5 protein-coding genes and 3 pseudogenes are annotated in these 17,296 nt (G+C 71.8%); 4 read left to right on the top strand and 4 right to left on the bottom strand.

Annotated elements, in window-relative coordinates:
* The 3 genes and pseudogenes from JNW89_RS08560 to JNW89_RS08550 all read right to left on the bottom strand — a co-directional run.
* A partial coding sequence (locus tag JNW89_RS08560; RefSeq protein WP_238448455.1) for an alpha/beta hydrolase occupies window positions 1–909 on the bottom strand: 909 nt, incomplete at its 3' end.
* A gap of 27 nt (window positions 910–936) precedes the next feature.
* Window positions 937–2,154 carry a cytochrome P450 gene (locus JNW89_RS08555; RefSeq protein WP_238448454.1) on the bottom strand — a complete coding sequence of 406 codons (1,218 nt, stop codon included), beginning with the start codon at window positions 2,152–2,154 and terminating at the stop codon, window positions 937–939.
* Window positions 2,155–2,216: 62 nt separating this feature from the next.
* Window positions 2,217–3,499, bottom strand: a pseudogene (locus JNW89_RS08550) (SGNH/GDSL hydrolase family protein).
* A gap of 359 nt (window positions 3,500–3,858) precedes the next feature.
* Here JNW89_RS08550 and JNW89_RS36610 point away from each other — a divergent pair.
* The 4 genes and pseudogenes from JNW89_RS36610 to JNW89_RS08520 all read left to right on the top strand — a co-directional run bounded on the left by JNW89_RS36610 (window position 3,859) and on the right by JNW89_RS08520 (window position 16,690).
* Window positions 3,859–5,419 (top strand): annotated as a pseudogene (locus JNW89_RS36610) (class I adenylate-forming enzyme family protein).
* Window positions 5,416–6,688, top strand: a pseudogene (locus JNW89_RS08530) (MFS transporter). Before JNW89_RS36610 ends, JNW89_RS08530 begins: the two co-directional pseudogenes overlap by 4 nt.
* 117 nt (window positions 6,689–6,805) lie before the next feature.
* Window positions 6,806–16,168 (top strand): SpvB/TcaC N-terminal domain-containing protein, encoded by a 9,363-nt coding sequence (locus JNW89_RS08525; protein WP_238448452.1) that lies wholly within the window; start codon window positions 6,806–6,808, stop codon window positions 16,166–16,168.
* Between the two features lie 57 nt (window positions 16,169–16,225).
* Entirely contained in the window at window positions 16,226–16,690 is a 465-nt protein-coding gene (locus JNW89_RS08520; protein WP_238448451.1) for a hypothetical protein, read from the top strand.
* Here the strand turns inward: JNW89_RS08520 and JNW89_RS08515 are convergent.
* Complete coding sequence (locus JNW89_RS08515; protein WP_238448450.1) at window positions 16,641–17,261, bottom strand: hypothetical protein; 621 nt, start codon at window positions 17,259–17,261, stop codon at window positions 16,641–16,643. The two genes, JNW89_RS08520 and JNW89_RS08515, sit on opposite strands and share 50 nt — an antisense overlap.
* Window positions 17,262–17,296: the final 35 nt, after the last annotated feature.

Raw genomic sequence — 17,296 nt, 5'->3', positions numbered from 1 at the left:
GAGGGCGAAGCGGTCCCGCAGGAACGCGGCGGCCTCGTCCTGCGCCCGCCGGCCGGCGTCGAAGACGCCGGGCATTGCGAAGAACCCGTGGATCATCCCGGGATACCGGCTGAGCGTGACCGGCACGCCCGCCTCGCGCAGCCGCTCGGCGTACCGCTCCCCCTCCTCGCGCAGCGGGTCGTACTCGGCGGTGACGACCAGGGCCGGCGGGAGGTCGGCGAGGTCGGCGGCGAGCAGCGGGGAGGCGAGCGGGTCCGCCGCGTCGGCGGGGTCGGGCAGGTAGTGCCGCCGGTACCAGTCGACGGAGTGCCGGTTGAACAGCAGCGGGTCCTCGTCGCCGGCCGGGGCGCGGTCGGCCCGCTGGTCGGTGTTCGGATAGATCAGCAGCTGCCCGGCGAGCCGGGGGCCGGTGGCGCGGGCCAGCAGGGTCACCGCCGCCGTCAGGTTGCCGCCGGCGCTGTCGCCGCCGACGACGAGGCGTTCCGGGTCGGCCCCGAACTCCTCGGCGTGCGTGGCGATCCACGCGGTCGCGGCGTGGCAGTCGTGCACCGCGGCGGGGAACGGGTGCTCCGGGGCGAGCCGGTAGCCGACCGTGACGACCTGCCCGCCGGAGGCGTTGGCCAGCCGGCGGCAGATGCCGTCGGCGGTGTCCACGCTGCCCAGCGTCCAGCCGCCGCCGAAGAAGTACAGCAGGGTGGGCAGCGGGCCGTCGCCGGCCGGCCGGTACACCCGTACCGGAAGGTCGCCGGCCGGGCCGGGCACGTGCGTGTCGCGTACCTCGTGGACCGGCTCGACGTCGCCGCCGCCGGCGCGGATCGCGGCGAGGTCGGCGGCGCGGGCCTCGGCGAGGGTCTGGGTGTAGAGCGGCGGCGTGCCGGCCGCCGCCCGCGCGGCCCGGTACGCCACCACCTGGGGGGTCGAGGGGCATGCCGTCTCCTATCCGCCGGTCGAGACGAAGAGCTTGTCGATGCCACGCAGGAAGAGGCTCCCGCTGTAGGTCGGTGTCCGGGTGACCGTCAGCCGCGGGAAGCGGGCCAGCAGTCGGGGCAGGGCGAGCCGCCCCTCCAGCCGGGAGACCGCGGCGCCGAGGCAGAAGTGCGGGCCGACGCCGAAGGCGAGCGAGGGCGGCCCGTCCCGGCGCGGGTCGAACCGGTCGGGGTCGGGGAAGCGCGCCGGGTCGCGGTTGGCGCCGGCGATCATCAGCAGCACGTTCTCGTCCCGCCGGACCGGTACGCCGCCGAGTTCGGTGTCGCGGGGCGCGGCCCGGGCCAGGAAGTGCACCGGGCTCTCCAGCCGCAGCACCTCGTCCACGCAGCCCCGGGCGAGCGCGTCGTCACCGGGCAGCGCCGCGACGACGTCCGGATGCGCGAGCAGCAGCGGCAGGCCGTTGCTGAACATGTAGACGGTGGTCACGAAGCTGGCGTTGAAGAGCACGATCAGGTTGCTGATCAGCTCCTCCTCGGTCAGCGCCACGTCGCCGGCGTCCACCGCCTCGACCAGCCCGCTGATCAGGTCCGCGCCGGGCCGCGCGCGGCGGTGCGCGATCAGGTCCCGGTAGTAGGCGCGCAGCTCCTCGGCGGCCTGGTTGGCCAGGGCGAGGCGCTGCGGGGTCTTCCCGGCCACGTCCAGGAACTCGTCGATCCAGTCGACCCGCTGCCGGTACCAGGCGAGGTCGGACTCGGGCAACCCGATGAACTCGGCCATCACCAGCGCCGGCACCGGGTACGCGAAGTCGGCCACGAAGTCGGTCTCGGCGCCGTCGGCGCCCGCCTCCGCCATCCGGTCCAGCAGCGTGTCGACGACCCGGACGATCACCGGTTCGAGGGCGCCCAGCCGGCGCGGGGTGAAGGTCTTCGCGAAGACCGAGCGCATCCGGGTGTGGTCCGGCGGGTTGACGAACATCATCGAAGAGTTGAAGGTGCGCAGGATCTCCTGCTCCTGCCAGCCGGGCGGGGCCTGCTTGTACCACTCCGGGTCGCGCAGCACCTGGTCGACCAGGTCGTACCCGGCGGCGACCGCGGTGATCGTGCTGTGTTCGGCGCGGGCCGGCACGGTGCTGATCGGTCCGTGCCCGTGCAGGGCCGCGTACCACGGATAGGGGTGCTGCCGACCCTGCTCGCTGTAGAGGCCGGTCAGGATCTCGTCGACGTCCACGGTGGTGCTTCCTCCCCAGGATGGACGGTGGGGCGGCGGGTCACCCCGCCGCCCCACCGGTGTCACAGTCCGAGCAGTCGTAGTGGTACGACGTCCGCCATCGCCTGGTTGCCGGCGTCGTTCGGGTGGATGTGGTCACCCGAGTCGTACGCGGGCAGCAGCCGGCTCGGCTGCGCCGGGTCGCGGAGCACCGCGTCGAAGTCGAGCACCCCGTCGAACTCGTCGGCGCCCGCGCCGCGCAGCCAGTTGTTGACCGCCTGCCGGGTGGCGTCCTTTTCGGGCGTCCACACCCCCGGGTTGCCGTGCCCCTCGTACGGGGTGAGGGTGGCCGCCAGGCTGCGCAGGCCGCGCGCCTTGACCTGCTGGTTGACCTGGCGCAGCGCGGCGATGATCTGCTCCGCGGAGTCGCCGGACATCCAGATGTCGTTGATGCCCAGGTGGGTGACGACCGTCTTCACCCCGGTCTGCGGGAAGACGTCCTCGTTCAGCCGGGCCAGGGCGTTCGGGCCCAGCTCGTTGTAGCCGGGGAAGCCACCGCGCCCGGCTCCGGGCCCTCGTGGTTGAGTCGGTTGCCGGCGAGGCTGAGGTTGAGCACGCCGGGGGTGCGCACCTCGGGCCGGGCCTCGACGAGCCGGTCGGCGAGCAGGTCGGGCCAGCGCTTGTTGGCGTTGACCGTGCTGCCGTTGCCGTCGCCGATGGAGTCGCCGAGGACGACGATCGAGCCCGGGGTGTGCCGGCGCTCGACGTCCAGCCCGGAGAGGAACATCCAGCAGCAGTTGGGCCGGATGGTGAAGCCGGCGCCGTCGGCCGCGGTGGTCAGGTCGGTGGCGCCGATGAAGTTGGTGACCTTGGACTGGCCGTGGAAGGTGACCGGCCCGGTGAGCACCGGGAAGTGCAGGGTGACGACCAGGTCCTCCTGCTCCTCCACCGCGAAGTCGAGCGGGTCGCTGAGCAGCTCGGCGCCCTTGTTGATGGTGGCCGAGGTCGCCCCGGCGAAGGTCAGCTCGCGCAGGGTGCCCGCGTCGATGTCGGACCGGTCGTCGGCGGTGGCGGTGTTCGGCCGGGCGACGGTCGCGTGGCCGACCTTGACGGCCTGGTCGCCGTAGAGGTTGGTCAGTCGCACGCGCAGCCGGTCGCCGCCGACGCTGGTGTGCACGATCATCCGGATGCTCTGGTTGTTGAGGCCGGTGTTGGTCAGGCCGACGGTGTTGCCGCGGGTGACCGCCGCGGCCCAGCTGCCCGCCCACTCGGCCTGCCCGTGCCGGGCGGTGTCGGTGTCGGACGGGCCGGCGCTGGCCACCACCGCCGGGGTGGCCACGACCAGCAGGGTGGCCGCGGAAGCTATGACGTGCCATCTCTTCGGGGTCGACATGGAACCTCCATCGTTGGCAGCCCGGAGTCGGCGTCCATGATCGGCACCGCCCGGACGATGGTCCAGAAACCTAGCCGCTGGCGCTGACGGGCGTCAATCAACCCGATCGACCCGATCAAATGTCCGGCGGGAGGCGCCGGACACCGTTCGGCTCTGTCCGGTCAGGACGTCCCGCCCCTAGGCTCGGAACCGGCGGCGGTGCGGTCGCCATGCCGCGCACCCCGTCGCGTCCAGGGCTCTGACCTGCCCGGATGCCATTGTCTGCCGGTCGCCGCGACGCGTCCCACCGGGCAGGTCGCGCCGGCCGCCACGCATCGACTGGGGGCTGTCCGATGACCGATCGACCGACCAGCTACGTGCACCAGGCGTTGGAGTTGTTCGCCGGTTTCGGCGACCGGGAGGCGCTGGTCGGCGACGGCCGGCGGCTCAGCTACACCGAGGTCGCCGACGAGGTGCGCGGGCTGGCCGGGGGCGCTCACCGCGCACGGCGTACGGCCCGGCGCGGCGGTGCTGGTGATGCTCGGCAACGCGGTCGAGGGGCCGCTGCTCCAGCTCGCCCTGCACCTGCTGGGCTGCCGGACGATGTGGATCGCCCCGGTCACCTCGCGCCGGGAGATCGACGAGTTCGTCCGGCTGGCCCGTCCCGACGTCTTCGTGCACGACGCCCGGGCCACCGACGGCCTGGGCGTCCAGATCGCCGCCTCGCTGCCCGGGGTGCCGGTGCTGCGCCTCGGCGCCGAGCTCACCCCCCGGTGCCCCGGCCGAGCTGCCCGACACCCCGCCCGCGCCGGAGTCGTTCCTGCAGACCAGCGGCACCACCGGCACGCCCAAGCTGGTGCACCACCGGGAGAGCTTCTACCGGCAGATCCTCGCCCTGGCCGCCGACTTCCGGGCCGCCGGGTTCCCGCTGCTGCGGCACCTGTCGCACTCGCCGATGTGGCTGGCCAGCGGGCAGATCACCACGCTGTTCAACCTCTTCACCGGCGGCATGCTCTTCCTGCGCCAGCAGTGGGACCCGGTGGCGTTCATCGGCACGGTGGAGCAGGAGGGGATCAACTCCACCTTCGTCACCCCGCCGATGCTCTACCAGGTGCTCGACCACCCGGCCCTGGAGGGCGCGGACTTCTCCGCCATGTTCATGTTCAACGTGGGCGCCGGGCCCGCCGCGCCGGCCCGGCTGCGGCAGGCGATCGCGCGCTTCGGCCCGGTCCTGCGCATCGTGTACGGCCTCAGCGAGGCGTCGTGATCACCGCGCTGCCCGGCCTGACCGAGGACCCGGCCCACCCGGAGCGGCTGCGCTCCTGCGGCAAGCCGTACGGGGACGTGGCGATCGAGATCCGCGACGCCGACGGGCAGGTGCTCCCCCCGGGCGCCGACGGCGAGGTGTGGGTGCGCACCAACCTCAGCTTCGCCGGATACCACGGCCAGCCGGAGCTGACCGCCGAGACGCTGGTCGACGGCTGGGTCCGGACCCGCGACATCGGCCACCTCGACGACGAGGGCTACCTCTACCTGGTCGACCGGCTTCAGGACCGGATCCTCACCCGGCAGCGCAGCTGGCCGATCTACTCCCGCCCGATCGAGGATGTCCTCGCCGGCCACCCCGAGGTACGCGCCGCCGCGGTGATCGGCGTCCCCGACCCGGTCGCCGGCGAGCTGCCCTACGCGTACGTGGTGCGCGCGCCGCGGGCCACGGTGACCGGCGACGAGCTGATCGCGCTGGTGACCGCCGAGCTGAGCGAGACCTGGGCGCCCGGCGGGGTGGAGTTCCTCGACGCGCTCCCGCTCAACCGCTCGGCCAAGGTGGACAAGCTGGCCCTGCGGGCCCGGCACGCCGCCGCGCGCCCACCGGCGGCGGAGGCCACCGGAGCGGGGATCGGCAGCCCGGCGTGACGCCGCGGCGGGAACTGACCGTCCTGGTCGCCGCCGACCTGATCTCCAACCTGGGCAGCCGGATCTCGGTGGTGGCGATCCCCTGGCTGGTGCTGGAGACCACCGGCAGCCCCACGAAGATGGGGCTCGTCGCGGCGGCGGAGACGTTGCCGTACATGCTCTCCAGCGCGCTGGCCACGCCCTGGGCCGACCGGTTCGGGGTGCGCCGTACCTCGATCGTCGCGGACGCCGCGAGCGCGGTGGCGATGGCGGTGGTGGCGCTGGCGCCCTGGCTGGGGTTCGGCGCGCTGGTCGCGCTGGTCGCGGTCGCCGGCGGGCTGCGCGGCATCGGCGACCGGGTCAAGCACGTGATGTTCCGACCGGCCGCGCAGCGCGCCGGGGTGCCGCTCATCCGGCTCACCTCCGCCTACGACGGGCTGGTGCGCGGGGTGACGCTGTTCGGCGCGGTGCTCGGCGGGCTGCTCATCGACTGGGTCGGGGTGACCCGGGCGATCTGGATCGACGCGGCGACCTTCGCGGTCTGCGCGCTGCTGATCGGCGTCCTCGTGCGGCCACCGGCGCCGGCGGAACCGGCGCCCCGGGAGAGCTACCTGCGGGCGCTGCGCGGCGGCTTCGGCTACCTGCGCACCGACCCGGTGCTGCTGACCATGCTGGTCGTCGTCTCCGCGCTGAACATGTTCGCCAACGCCAGCGTGGCGGTCTACATCCCGCTCTGGGTCGCCGAGGTGTTCGGCGACGGCCGGCTTCGGCCTGGTGCTGGGGGTCTTCTCCGGCGGCGCGCTGCTGGGCAACCTGCTCTTCACCGCCGCCGGGCCGCGGCTGCCCCGGCAGCTGACCTTCGCGGTGGGCGCGGCGGCCAGCGGTACGCCCCGGCTCCTGGCGCTCGCGCTCAGCGACGAGCTGGTGGTGGTGCTCACCGTGACGTTTTTGTCCGGGATGGCGATCGCGACGGTGAACCCGTTGCTGGGCGCGGCGCTCTACGAGCGGGTGCCGGAGGCGTTGCAGACCCGGGTGATCGGCATCTCCGGCTCGCTGGCCTTCCTGGGGTTGCCCGTCGGCGCGCTGCTGGGCGGCTGGTCGGCGGCGGCGCTCGGGCTGATCCCGGCGCTGTGGGTGATGTCGGCGGCCTGCCTGGTGCTGACGGTGGCCCCGCTGCTGGTCGGCGCGCTGCGGCCGGGGGCCCGGGAACCCGGGCCGGCGGTGCCGCGCGGAGCCGAATCCGGGGCGGGCGTGCCGGCAAGGGAAGCCGCAGCGCCTCACGCTGAGTAGACGTTACATCTACTATCCGACAGTTTAATACTGCGATGGCCAATGTCGCCCGGCGCTGAAACCTGTCGATACTGCGTGAGCCCTCGTCCCACGTGTGCCGCCGAAGGGGTCTCGACCATGTGGCATCCTCCCCTCCCCGGGTTCCGCCTCCACGCTCTGACGAGCCGATGGACCAGGCTGCTGGCCGTCCTCGCGGTGCTCGCCCTCGTCACCTCCGGACTGTCCGCCTCGGTGGCGCGCCCCAGACCGGACCGCACCAGCACCCAGTCGGCGACCACGCCCGGCCCGGCCTGCGGCGAGAGCGCCGGCGCCGCGGCGATGACCAACGTGGCCGCGACCCTGCCGGACTACCAGCAGGTGGTCGCGCCCGGGATCGCCGCCACCGTCTCGTACGGCGGGGCGAAGCTGGCCATCGGGCCGAAGGCGGTCCGGCTGCCGACCGGGATCGGCGTCACCGTCCTGCCGCCGGGGCTGACCCCGAAGCTGGACAGCGGCATGACCAACGTGACCGGCAAGACGAAGGGGGGTGGCTACCGGTTCACCCCGCACCCGCAGCAGTTCGCCGCCTCGATCCAGGTCACGCTGCCGTACGACCCGGCGCTGCTCACCGAGGAGTTCACCGCGCAGGACATCTACACGTACTTCTTCGACGACGTGCAGACCTGCTGGGAGGTCCTGGAGCGGGTGTCGGTGGACGAGGTCAACCACACCGTCACCTCGCTGACCGACCACTTCACCGACATGATCAACGCGACCGTTACGGTGCCGGAGCACCCGGAGGGCGTGCAGTTCAACCCCAACCAGATCAAGGGCATCCAGGCCGCCGACCCCGGCGCCGGGATCAACCTGATCGCCCCGCCGTCGGCGAACAACCAGGGCGAGAACCACCTGGCGTACCCGATCCAGGTGCCGCCGGGCCGGCAGGGCCTGACCCCCCAGCTCGGGCTCTCCTACAGCTCCTCCTCCGGCAACGGCTGGACCGGCGTCGGCTGGGACCTCTCGGTGCCCAGCATCTCGGTGGACACCCGGTGGGGCGTGCCCCGGTACGCCGGCGCGACCGAGACCGAGACGTACCAGCTCAACGGGGAGCAGCTCACCCCCGTGGCGCACCGGGGCGCGCCGGTGGCGCGCAGCGCCGAGAAGGTCTTCCACACCCGGGTCGAGGGCAGCTTCGCGCGGATCGTGCGGCACGGCACCAACCCGAAGAACTACACCTGGGAGGTCACCGACAAGAACGGCATCCACTGGCACTACGGCGCGGTGGCGGGTGCCGACGGGCCGGCCACCGACGCCAGCCTGGCCGACGACGCCGGCAACGTCTTCCTCTGGTCGGTCCGTGAGGTCCGCGACCCGCGCGGCAACTTCATGCGCTACCACTACGCCAAGGTGGACGACACCGGGCTGGCCGGCGGCAGCGTGCCCGGCCGCAACCTCTACGTCGACAAGATCACTTACACCGGGCAGGGCAGCAGCGAGGGCCGGTACGCGGTCAGCTTCGACCGGGACCGCGAGCGCGGCGAGGCGCTGCGCGTCGACACCTCGATCGACGCCCGGGGCGGCTTCAAGCGGGTCACCGCGGACCTGCTCCGCGAGGTGAAGGTCACCCTCGACGACAGCCTGATCCGCCGCTACGAGCTCACCTACAAGCGGGGCGCGTTCGCCAAGACGCTGCTCGACGCGGTGATCCAGTACGACGCCGACGGCCACGAGTTCAACCGGCACCGGTTCAGCTACCACGACGACATCCGCGACTCCGCCGGTCAGTACCAGGCGTTCCGGGCGCAGCCGTGGACCTCGCCCGGCGACGGGCTCAGCAGCGCGGCGTTGAACCTCACCCCGGACCAGGCCGGCAACGCCAGCGCGCTGAACGCCAACACCAACACCAGCGGCGGCGGCCACCTGTACGTCGGCGTCGGCAGCTCGCCCAGCAAGTCCGGCTCGGTCGGGGTGAAGGTCGGCTTCAGCCACGGCAGCGACAAGGGGCTGCTGGCGCTGGTGGACGTCGACGGCGACTCGCTGCCCGACAAGGTCTTCCGCGACGGCGGGTCGGTGAAGTACCGCAAGAACCTCTCCGGCCCGACCGGCGAGGCGACGTTCGCCGCCCAGGCGCAGCCGCTGAACCTGCCGGGGATCATGGGCGAGTCCAGCAACACCCTGACCCTGGGCGTCGAGGGCTACCTGGGCGCGGCCGCCGCCCAGCTCGACTACGTCAACTCGTTCGCCACCACCGAGCAGTACTTCAGCGACGTCAACGGCGACGGCATCCAGGATCTGGTCAACGGCGCCAGCGTACTGTTCGGCCGGGTGGGCGCCAACGGCGTCCCGGTCTACGGGGTCAGCGGCGACACCCCGGTTCCGATCGGTCAGGGCGAGGTCGACGCGACCGGCCTGTTCGACTCGTTCAACGCCGACCGGGACCGGCTGACCGACTCGTTCCCGCTGTTGGACAGCGTCCGCCGGTGGGTGGCGCCGTACGACGGCACGGTGCAGGTCGAGGGCGCGGTGCAGCTGGCCCCCGGCACCGCCGCCGCGCGCGCCGAGTCGCGTACCGCCGACGGGGTCCGGGTCGCCGTGCAGAAGGAGGGCACCGAACTCTGGTCGGCGCGGATCGAGGCCGACGACGACGGCGCGAAGACGCCGACCGGCGTGGACGCCATCACCGTGGCGCGTGGCGACCGGCTCTACTTCCGGGTCGGCTCGGCCGCCGACGGCGGCCTGGACGAGGTCTCCTGGGACCCGAAGGTCAGCTACGTCGGCGTGGGCGACCCGCTGGACGTCAACGGGCTGCCGTCGTACCGGTTCCAGGCCTCGCGCGACTTCACCCTCGGCGGCCGGGCCGCCACGGTGAAGGTGCCGCTGACCGGCACCATGCACCTCTCCGGTGACCTGGTGAAGGCCGGCGCCACCTCCGACGACGTGACCGTGCTGATCACCCGCAACGGCACGCCGGTGCTGGAGCAGACCCTCGCGGCCGGCGCCACCGGCAGCGTGCCGGTAAACCTGGACCTGGACGTCCAGCAGGGACAGACGCTGCAGTGGCGGATCCGGGTCGACTCCCCCGTCGACGTGGACAAGCTGACCTGGACGCCGCGGGCCTACTACACCGCCGCGCCGGGGGTCGACCAGCTCACCGACCCCAACGGCAAGCCCTTCATCGACGTGCACCCGCCGTACACCCTCGACCTGTACCCGGTCGACAGGCTGACCGCGCCGCAGTCGGCGTACACCGTCACCAGCGGCGGGACGCTGAGCGTGGAGCCGACGTTGAGCTTCGCCTTCGGCGCCGAGCACCCCACCGCCCGGGTGGCGTTCACCGTCAAGCGCCGCGGCGAGCTGGTGGCCAAGCAGTACTTCCAGGTCACCAACGGGGTGCTGACCTCGCCGGGGGCCTTCGACATCACCGCCGACACCGGTGACGAGCTGTGGTTCGACTTCAGCACCACCGACCCGAAGCTGCGCGCGTTCCTCACCGGGCAGTCGGTCACCGTGGGCGGGTCGGACGCGCCGAGCGCCTTCCACAGCGCCGCCGAGGAGGGCGCGTTCCCGCAGCCGTACCGGGGTTGGGGCGCGGTCGGCTACAACGGCAACAAGGACCGGGCCACCCAGCCGATCAAGCAGGACGACCTGGTGGTCGACGAGCACTACGGCGACCAGCTGCCGGACAGCGTCGACCCGCAGGCGCAGAAGGACGACTTCGCCGCCGACCCCCGGGTCGACCCGCCGAAGGTCACCCCGTTCACCCCGTCGCCGCAGGACGGTCGGTGGGGCGCCGGTGAGCACTCCTGGATCGCCCGGAGCAGCGTCAGCAGCTCCCGGCTGGGCGTGGACTCGATCAACCTGCCCCGGCCGCAGGACTTCGCCGGGGCGACCGCGGTGCCCCGGCTGTCCCGGTCGCAGCAGGTGTCGCTGACCGGCAGCGTCGGCGGCGGCATCGGGTCGATCGGCGGCAGCCTGGCCACCGGCGACAGCACCGGGCAGGTCGACTTCCTCGACCTCAACGGCGACCAGTTCCCGGACGTGGTCGGGGCCGGCGCGGTGCAGTACACCGACCCGGACGGCGCGCTCGGCGACACCCGGGGCACGCTGCCCGACGGGGCGGTGCGGCGCAGCACCAACGTCTCCGGCAACGCCAGCGCCGGCAGCGCGGCCCGGACCATTTCCACCGGCCGCGGGTACGACAGCCCGCCCGGCACCTCCGCGGCCACCAGCGCCCAGTCCGGCAACGACATGCCGCCGCTGGGCGTGGGCGGCAGCTTCGGCGGCACCCGCTCCGACGGGGCGTTCGACCTGCTCGACGTCAACGGCGACAGCCTGCCCGACCGGGTGTACGAGAACGGCAAGGTCGCGCTCAACCTCGGGTACGCCTTCGCCGCCGCCGAGCAGTGGCGCAACCCCGCCGGCCTGAACAAGGGCAGCGGCACCAACGCCGGGCTGAACATCGGCTTCAACACCGACTTCTACGGCTTCGCCGGTGGCGCCTCGTTCAGCCAGGGCCGGTCCTCCTCCGCCGGCACGCTCGCCGACATGAACGGCGACGGCCTGCTGGACCAGGTCCTCTCCGGCAGCCCGATCCGGGTCGGCTTCAACACCGGCAACGGGTTCGAGCCGCCGGTGCCGTTCCACGGCAGCCTCACCGACGTCAACGGCGACCGCAACGCCAAGCTGGGCGGCGGCGTCTACTTCACCTTCGGCATCTGCTTCACCGTGGTCTGCGTGGTGATCAACCCGGGCGCGGACATCGCCACCGGCGCCAGCCGTACCGAGCAGGCGCTGCGGGACATCAACGGTGACGGGTACGCCGACCACCTCTCCTCCACCCGGGACAACCAGCTCGTGGTGGCCGAGAACCGGACCGGCCGGACCAACCTGCTCGCCTCCGTCGACCGTCCGTTGGGCGGCCGGATGGAGTTCGACTACACCCGCGACGGCAACACCTACGGCCAGCCGCAGTCGCGCTGGGTGCTGTCGAAGGTCTCGGTGGACGACGGCCGGCCCGGTGACGGCCAGGACGTGCAGCTGGTCACCTACGACTACGACGGCGGCGTCTACGACCGGCGGGAGCGGGAGTTCCGCGGCTACGGCACGGTGGTGGAGAAGCACCGCGACCACGCCAACGGCGACGCCGTGGGCCGCAGTGTCACCCGCACCTTCCGCACCGACAGCTTCTACACGAAGGGGCTGTTGGAGCGGGAGCTGACCGCCGACGGCGCCGGCAAGCCGTACCAGGAGACGGTGCAGACCTACACCGCCCGCAACGTCTCGTCGCCGGGCTCCCCGGCCGACCTGGCCAGCACCACCGCGACGCTGTTCCCGCAGAGCTCCCGCACCGACGTGAAGTCCTACGAGGGCGGGGCCAGCCCGGGCAAGACCACCTACGTCACCCGGGAGTACGACGACGTCGGCAACCTGACCCGGCAGTTCGACGCCGCCGACGCGGGCGCCGCCGACGACCTCGACGCGCGGGTCGTCTACACCGCGCAGGACCCGGCCTGCCAGGCGGCGTACCTGGTCGGCATGCCGAAGCAGATCGACGTCCGCGGCGACGGCACGCTGATGCGGCACCGCGAGTCGACGATCAACTGCACCACCGGCGACCTCACCCAGGTGCGGGCCGCCCTCGCCGACGGCACCACGGCCACCACCGACCTGGAGTACTTCGGCGACGGCAACCTGAAGTCGGTGACCGGCCCGGCCAACAAGGCCGGCCAGCGGTACCGGCTGGACTACACCTACGACGACGTGGTCAACACCCACGTCGAGTCGATCAGCGACAGCTTCGGCTACCGGTCGACGGCCACCCACAACCTGAAGTTCGGCCTGGTGGAGACCACCACCGACTTCAACAACCAGCAGATCCGCAACACCTACGACGCGGTCGGGCGGCTCGACCAGGTCTCCGGGCCGTACGAGATCCCGGAGAACCGGTTCACCATCGACTTCGAGTACCACCCGGAGGCGGCCTACCCGTACGCGGTCACCCGGCACGTGGACCGCGAGGCCGACGGCGGTGTCCGCGACGACACCATCGACACGATCACCTTCGTCGACGGCCTGAACCGCACCACCCAGACCAAGAAGGACGCCGCGGTGCCGGCCACCCCGGACGGCGCGCCCCAGGACGTGATGGTGGTCTCCGGGCGGGTGGCGTACGACTTTCTGGGCCGGGCGGTGAAGAGCTGGTACCCGGTGACCGAGCCCAAGGGCGCCGGCAACCTCACCTTCAACCCGGCGTACGACCCGGTCACCCCGACCGAGGTGCGCTACGACGTGCTGGACCGGACCACCCGCACCACCTTCCCGGACGGCACCGCCACCACGATGGAGTACGGCTTCGGCCCGGACCGGGACGGGGTGACCCAGTTCGAGACGGTGGTCACCGACGCCAACGGCAAGTCCAAGCGCACCTACACCGACGCCCGGCAGATCACCACGGCGGTCAAGGAGTTCAACCCGGCCGGCGGCCAGCCGGTCATCTGGACCAGCTACCGCTACAACCCGATCGGTGAGCTGGTCGCCGCGACCGACGACAAGGGCAACGTCACCCGCTCGACGTACGACAACTTCGGCCGGCGTACCTCGCTGACCAGCCCCGACTCGGGCACCGTCACCTCCACCTTCGACCTGGCCAACAACCTGGTCCGCAAGGTCACCAGCAAGCTGGCGGCGGTGTCGAAGGCGATCGAGTACGACTACGACTACACCCGGCTCAAGGCGATCCGGTACCCGGTCTTCCCGGCGAACAACGTCAGCTACACCTACGGGGCTCCGGGCGCGCCGGAGAACGCGGCCAACCGGATCACCGACGTGGTCGACGGCGCCGGCAAGGTCAACCGCCGGTACGGCCCGCTCGGCGAGCTGGTCAAGGAGACCCGCACCACCCCGGCCCAGGGCAGCCACATCCAGACCTTCACCACCGAGTACCGGTACGACTCGTTCAACCGGATGCTCTCGATGACCTGGCCGGACGGGGAGAAGCTCTCCTACCACTACAACAGCGGCGGCCAGGTCGACTCGGCCCGGGGCGTCAAGGGCGAGTTCAGCTACGACTACCTGAAGCGGCTGGACTACGACAAGTTCGAGCAGCGGATCCTGCTGGACACCGGCAACGGCACCCGCACCCGCTACTCGTACAACACCGAGGACCGGCGGCTGAGCAACATCGAGGCGAAGCTCTCCAACGGCTACGTCTTCCACAACCTGGACTACAGCTACGACAACGTCGGCAACATCAAGTCGATCGTCAACGACACCGTGGCCCCCAGCGGCCCCGAGGTCGGCATGCAGGTCGGCGGTCCGAGCACGCAGAGCTACACCTACGACGACCTCTACCAGCTCACCCACGCGGAGGGCAGCTACCAGCCGCGTACCCCGCAGACCGACCGCTACCGGGTCGACCTGAAGTACGACAGCCTGCACAACATCACCAGCAAGAGCCAGACCCACGAGCTGGTCAGCAACGGCAACACGATCGTCGAGGGCAAGCTCAGCTACAACTACGGGTACGCCTACGGCAGCGCGAAGCCGCACGCGCCGACCAGCATCGGCATCTACACCTTCCAGTACGACGAGAACGGCAACCAGATCAGCCGGGAGCAGCAGCCCCGGCCGCGCCGGCAGATGATCTGGGACGAGGAGAACCGCCTCGCCTGCAGCCACGAGAACGTGCAGAGCAAGACCCTGCCGCAGACCCCCGCGTCCTGCGACAACGCCGGCGGCACCCCGAACAGCGCCCGCTACTACTACGACGACCAGGGCAGCCGGGTGGTCAAGGACGGGGCGCAGTTCCACATCTACCCGAACCAGAACTACTCCACCCGGGGCAACCAGGAGTTCAAGCACGTCTACATCGGCCAGGACAAGCTGATCACCAAGCTGGTCGAGCCGGACTTCCGCCGCGAGGACCGGCAGTACTACTCGCACAGCGACCACCTCGGGTCGACCGGGTTCGTCACCGACGACCAGGGCGGCATGAGCGAGCACCTGCAGTACTTCCCCGGTGGGGAGACCTGGGTCAGCGAGCACTCCTCGCAGCCGGTGCCGCACCAGTTCACCGGCAAGGAGTACGACCAGGAGACCAACCTCTACTACTACGGGGCGCGCTACTACGACCCGCGTACCCAGGTCTGGCAGACGCCCGACCCGGTGCTGGAGAACTACCTGGAGGGCACCCCGAACGGCGGCGTGTACGCGTCGATGAACCTGGCGCTCTACACGTACGCCTACAACAACCCGATACGTCTGGGTGATCCCGACGGCAGATTCCCCTGGAACAGGGTGCTCGGCGGGGTGAAACTCGTCGGCGGTGTCGCCGAGGCCGCCGCTGGCGTGGCACTCGGGGCCGCGACGAGCTGGACGGGTGTGGGCGCGGTCGCCGGTGGCGCGGTGGCGGTGCACGGCGTCGACGTCGCCATCAGCGGCGCCCGGCAGTTGTTCAGCGGCGAGGAGACCAGCTCCTTCACCAGCTCGGGCCTGCAGGCGGCCGGGGTCAGCAAGTCCAACGCCGAGCTGATCGACGCGGGCATCTCGATCGTCGGCAGCGCCGGCGCGAGCATGGCCACCTCGGCGATCAAGGGAGCGGCCACCGCGGCGCCGAAGGTGGCGGCGGCCGCCGCGGACGACGTCGCGGCCCGCGCGGTGCCCAGCACCGCCGAGAAGGTGGTCGAGACGGCCGCCAAGATCCCCTGTGTCGGCAACAGCTTCGCCGCCGGCACCCGGGTGGTGATGGCCGACGGCAGCACCAAGCCGATCGAGGACGTCCGCACCGGCGACCTGGTCCTCGCCGAGGACCCGGAGACCGGTGAGCGCGGCCCCCGCGAGGTCACCCACCTGATCATCGGCCAGGGGGTGAAGCACCTGGTCGACGTCGAGGTCAACGGCGAGGTCATCACCGCCACCGACAAGCACCCGTTCTGGGTGGTGGGGGCCGGGGCGTGGGTCGACGCCGGCGATCTCGCGCTCGGGGACGTCGTCCGGCTGGCCGACGGCCGCACCGCCATGGTGGACGGGATCACGCCGTACACCCGGGTCGACCGGGTGCACAACCTGACCGTCGCGGGCATCCACACCTTCTACGTGGTGACCGGCGACGGCCGGGCGGCCGACGCGGTGCTCGTGCACAACTCGGGTCCGTGTTCGGTGAACGCGAAGGCCCTGGCGGGGAGCCTCACCGCGGCGAACGTGGTCCGCCCGGCGGAGACCGCCGCGCACCACATCGTGGCCAGCGGCGCCAAGGCGGCGGCACCGGCCCGGGCGCACCTGACCAGCCTCGGGGTGGGCATCAACGAGGCGGCCAACGGCGTCTACCTGCCCCGGTTCGTCAGCTCGGCCAACCCGCTCGGCGCGGCCGTGCACTCCACCACCCACAGTCCGGCCTACTACGCCGAGGTCAACCGGTTGATCCTGCAGACGAAGACCGCGGCCGAGGCACGCAACGTGCTGGCGTACATCGGTAGGCAGTTGGCGGCGGGGCCGTGGCCGTAAACCGACCCGCCGACGCCCGGGCCCGCGCCGCCGGGTCCGGGCGGGCAGGATGACGGCATGACCCGACGACTGCCGATCGAAGCCGCCGAGGCCGCCTTCCGCGACCTCGGCGGCTTCGCCGCGCCAGACTCCACCGTCCCGCCGCCGGCCCGGTTGCTGGACGCCGTGCGGCGCTTCACCGCCGTCGAGTTCGAGGTGTCGACCGAGCTGCCCGACCAGGACGGCCTGCTGTTCCAGTACGCGACGGTCGGTGCCACCGGCGACGCCGCGTTCGTCCTGAGCGTCGTGCGCCAGTTCGAGGTGGTCGACGCCGACGGCGACCACGAGGAGTACGTCCAACTGCACGCCGAATACCGGTTCGGGCCGGATCCGGAGTGGACCGGGCACCACGAGGACTGGTGGTTCCGGGGCGGGGCTGAGCCGTTCGACGACTGGTTCGCCCGGATCTCGGCGCACCCGGTCTGGGGCCGCTTCACCCAGTCGCCGCCGAACGGGTTCGAGATCTGGCAGGAGAGCGTCTGAGCCGCGTCCCCGGGTGATCGACGGCCACCCGGGGACGCGGCGGGACGATCAGTCCAGGTCCTCGCAGACGTTGTGCGTCGTGCCGTGGACATGGTGAGGGTCTTGTAGAACGTCGGGCTGAACTCCATCTCGTACTGCCGTCGATGAGCCAGTAGCCGCGCGGCAGCGTGCCGCCGTCCTGGCGGAAGCCGAAGAGCGCCGGGCCGTTGGCGTACCAGGTCTGCGACCCGTCCGGGTGGTACTCGATCAGGGCCATGCCGCTGGCGTCCACCTGGGTGCTCGCCCCGCTGTCGGTGTTGGTCACCTTGACGATTAGGTCACCCGCGTACAGCTCGCGGCGGGGTGAGCCGTCCGGGTTGGTGTCCAGCACCAGCTTGCGGACCTCGTCGTGCACCGGCTCGCTGCGGATGGCGAAGTCGCACCGGGCCCCGGCCGGCTGTTCGAAGGATCCCTGCGGAGCGGGCACCCAGCCGCGCGTACCCCCGGTGGTCTCCGCGGACGCCGGGCTCGCCCCGCCCGCGACCACCGCAACCATGGCCGCCACCACGGCGACACTCGTTCTCCTACGCATCTCTGCTCCTCCATCGGTGTCAGAACGCCCCCCAC

It is taken from the genome of Micromonospora sp. 4G55 (assembly GCF_016803375.1).
Note: the sequence above shows the minus strand (reverse complement) of the source record. Positions and strands in the feature narration are given on the sequence as shown.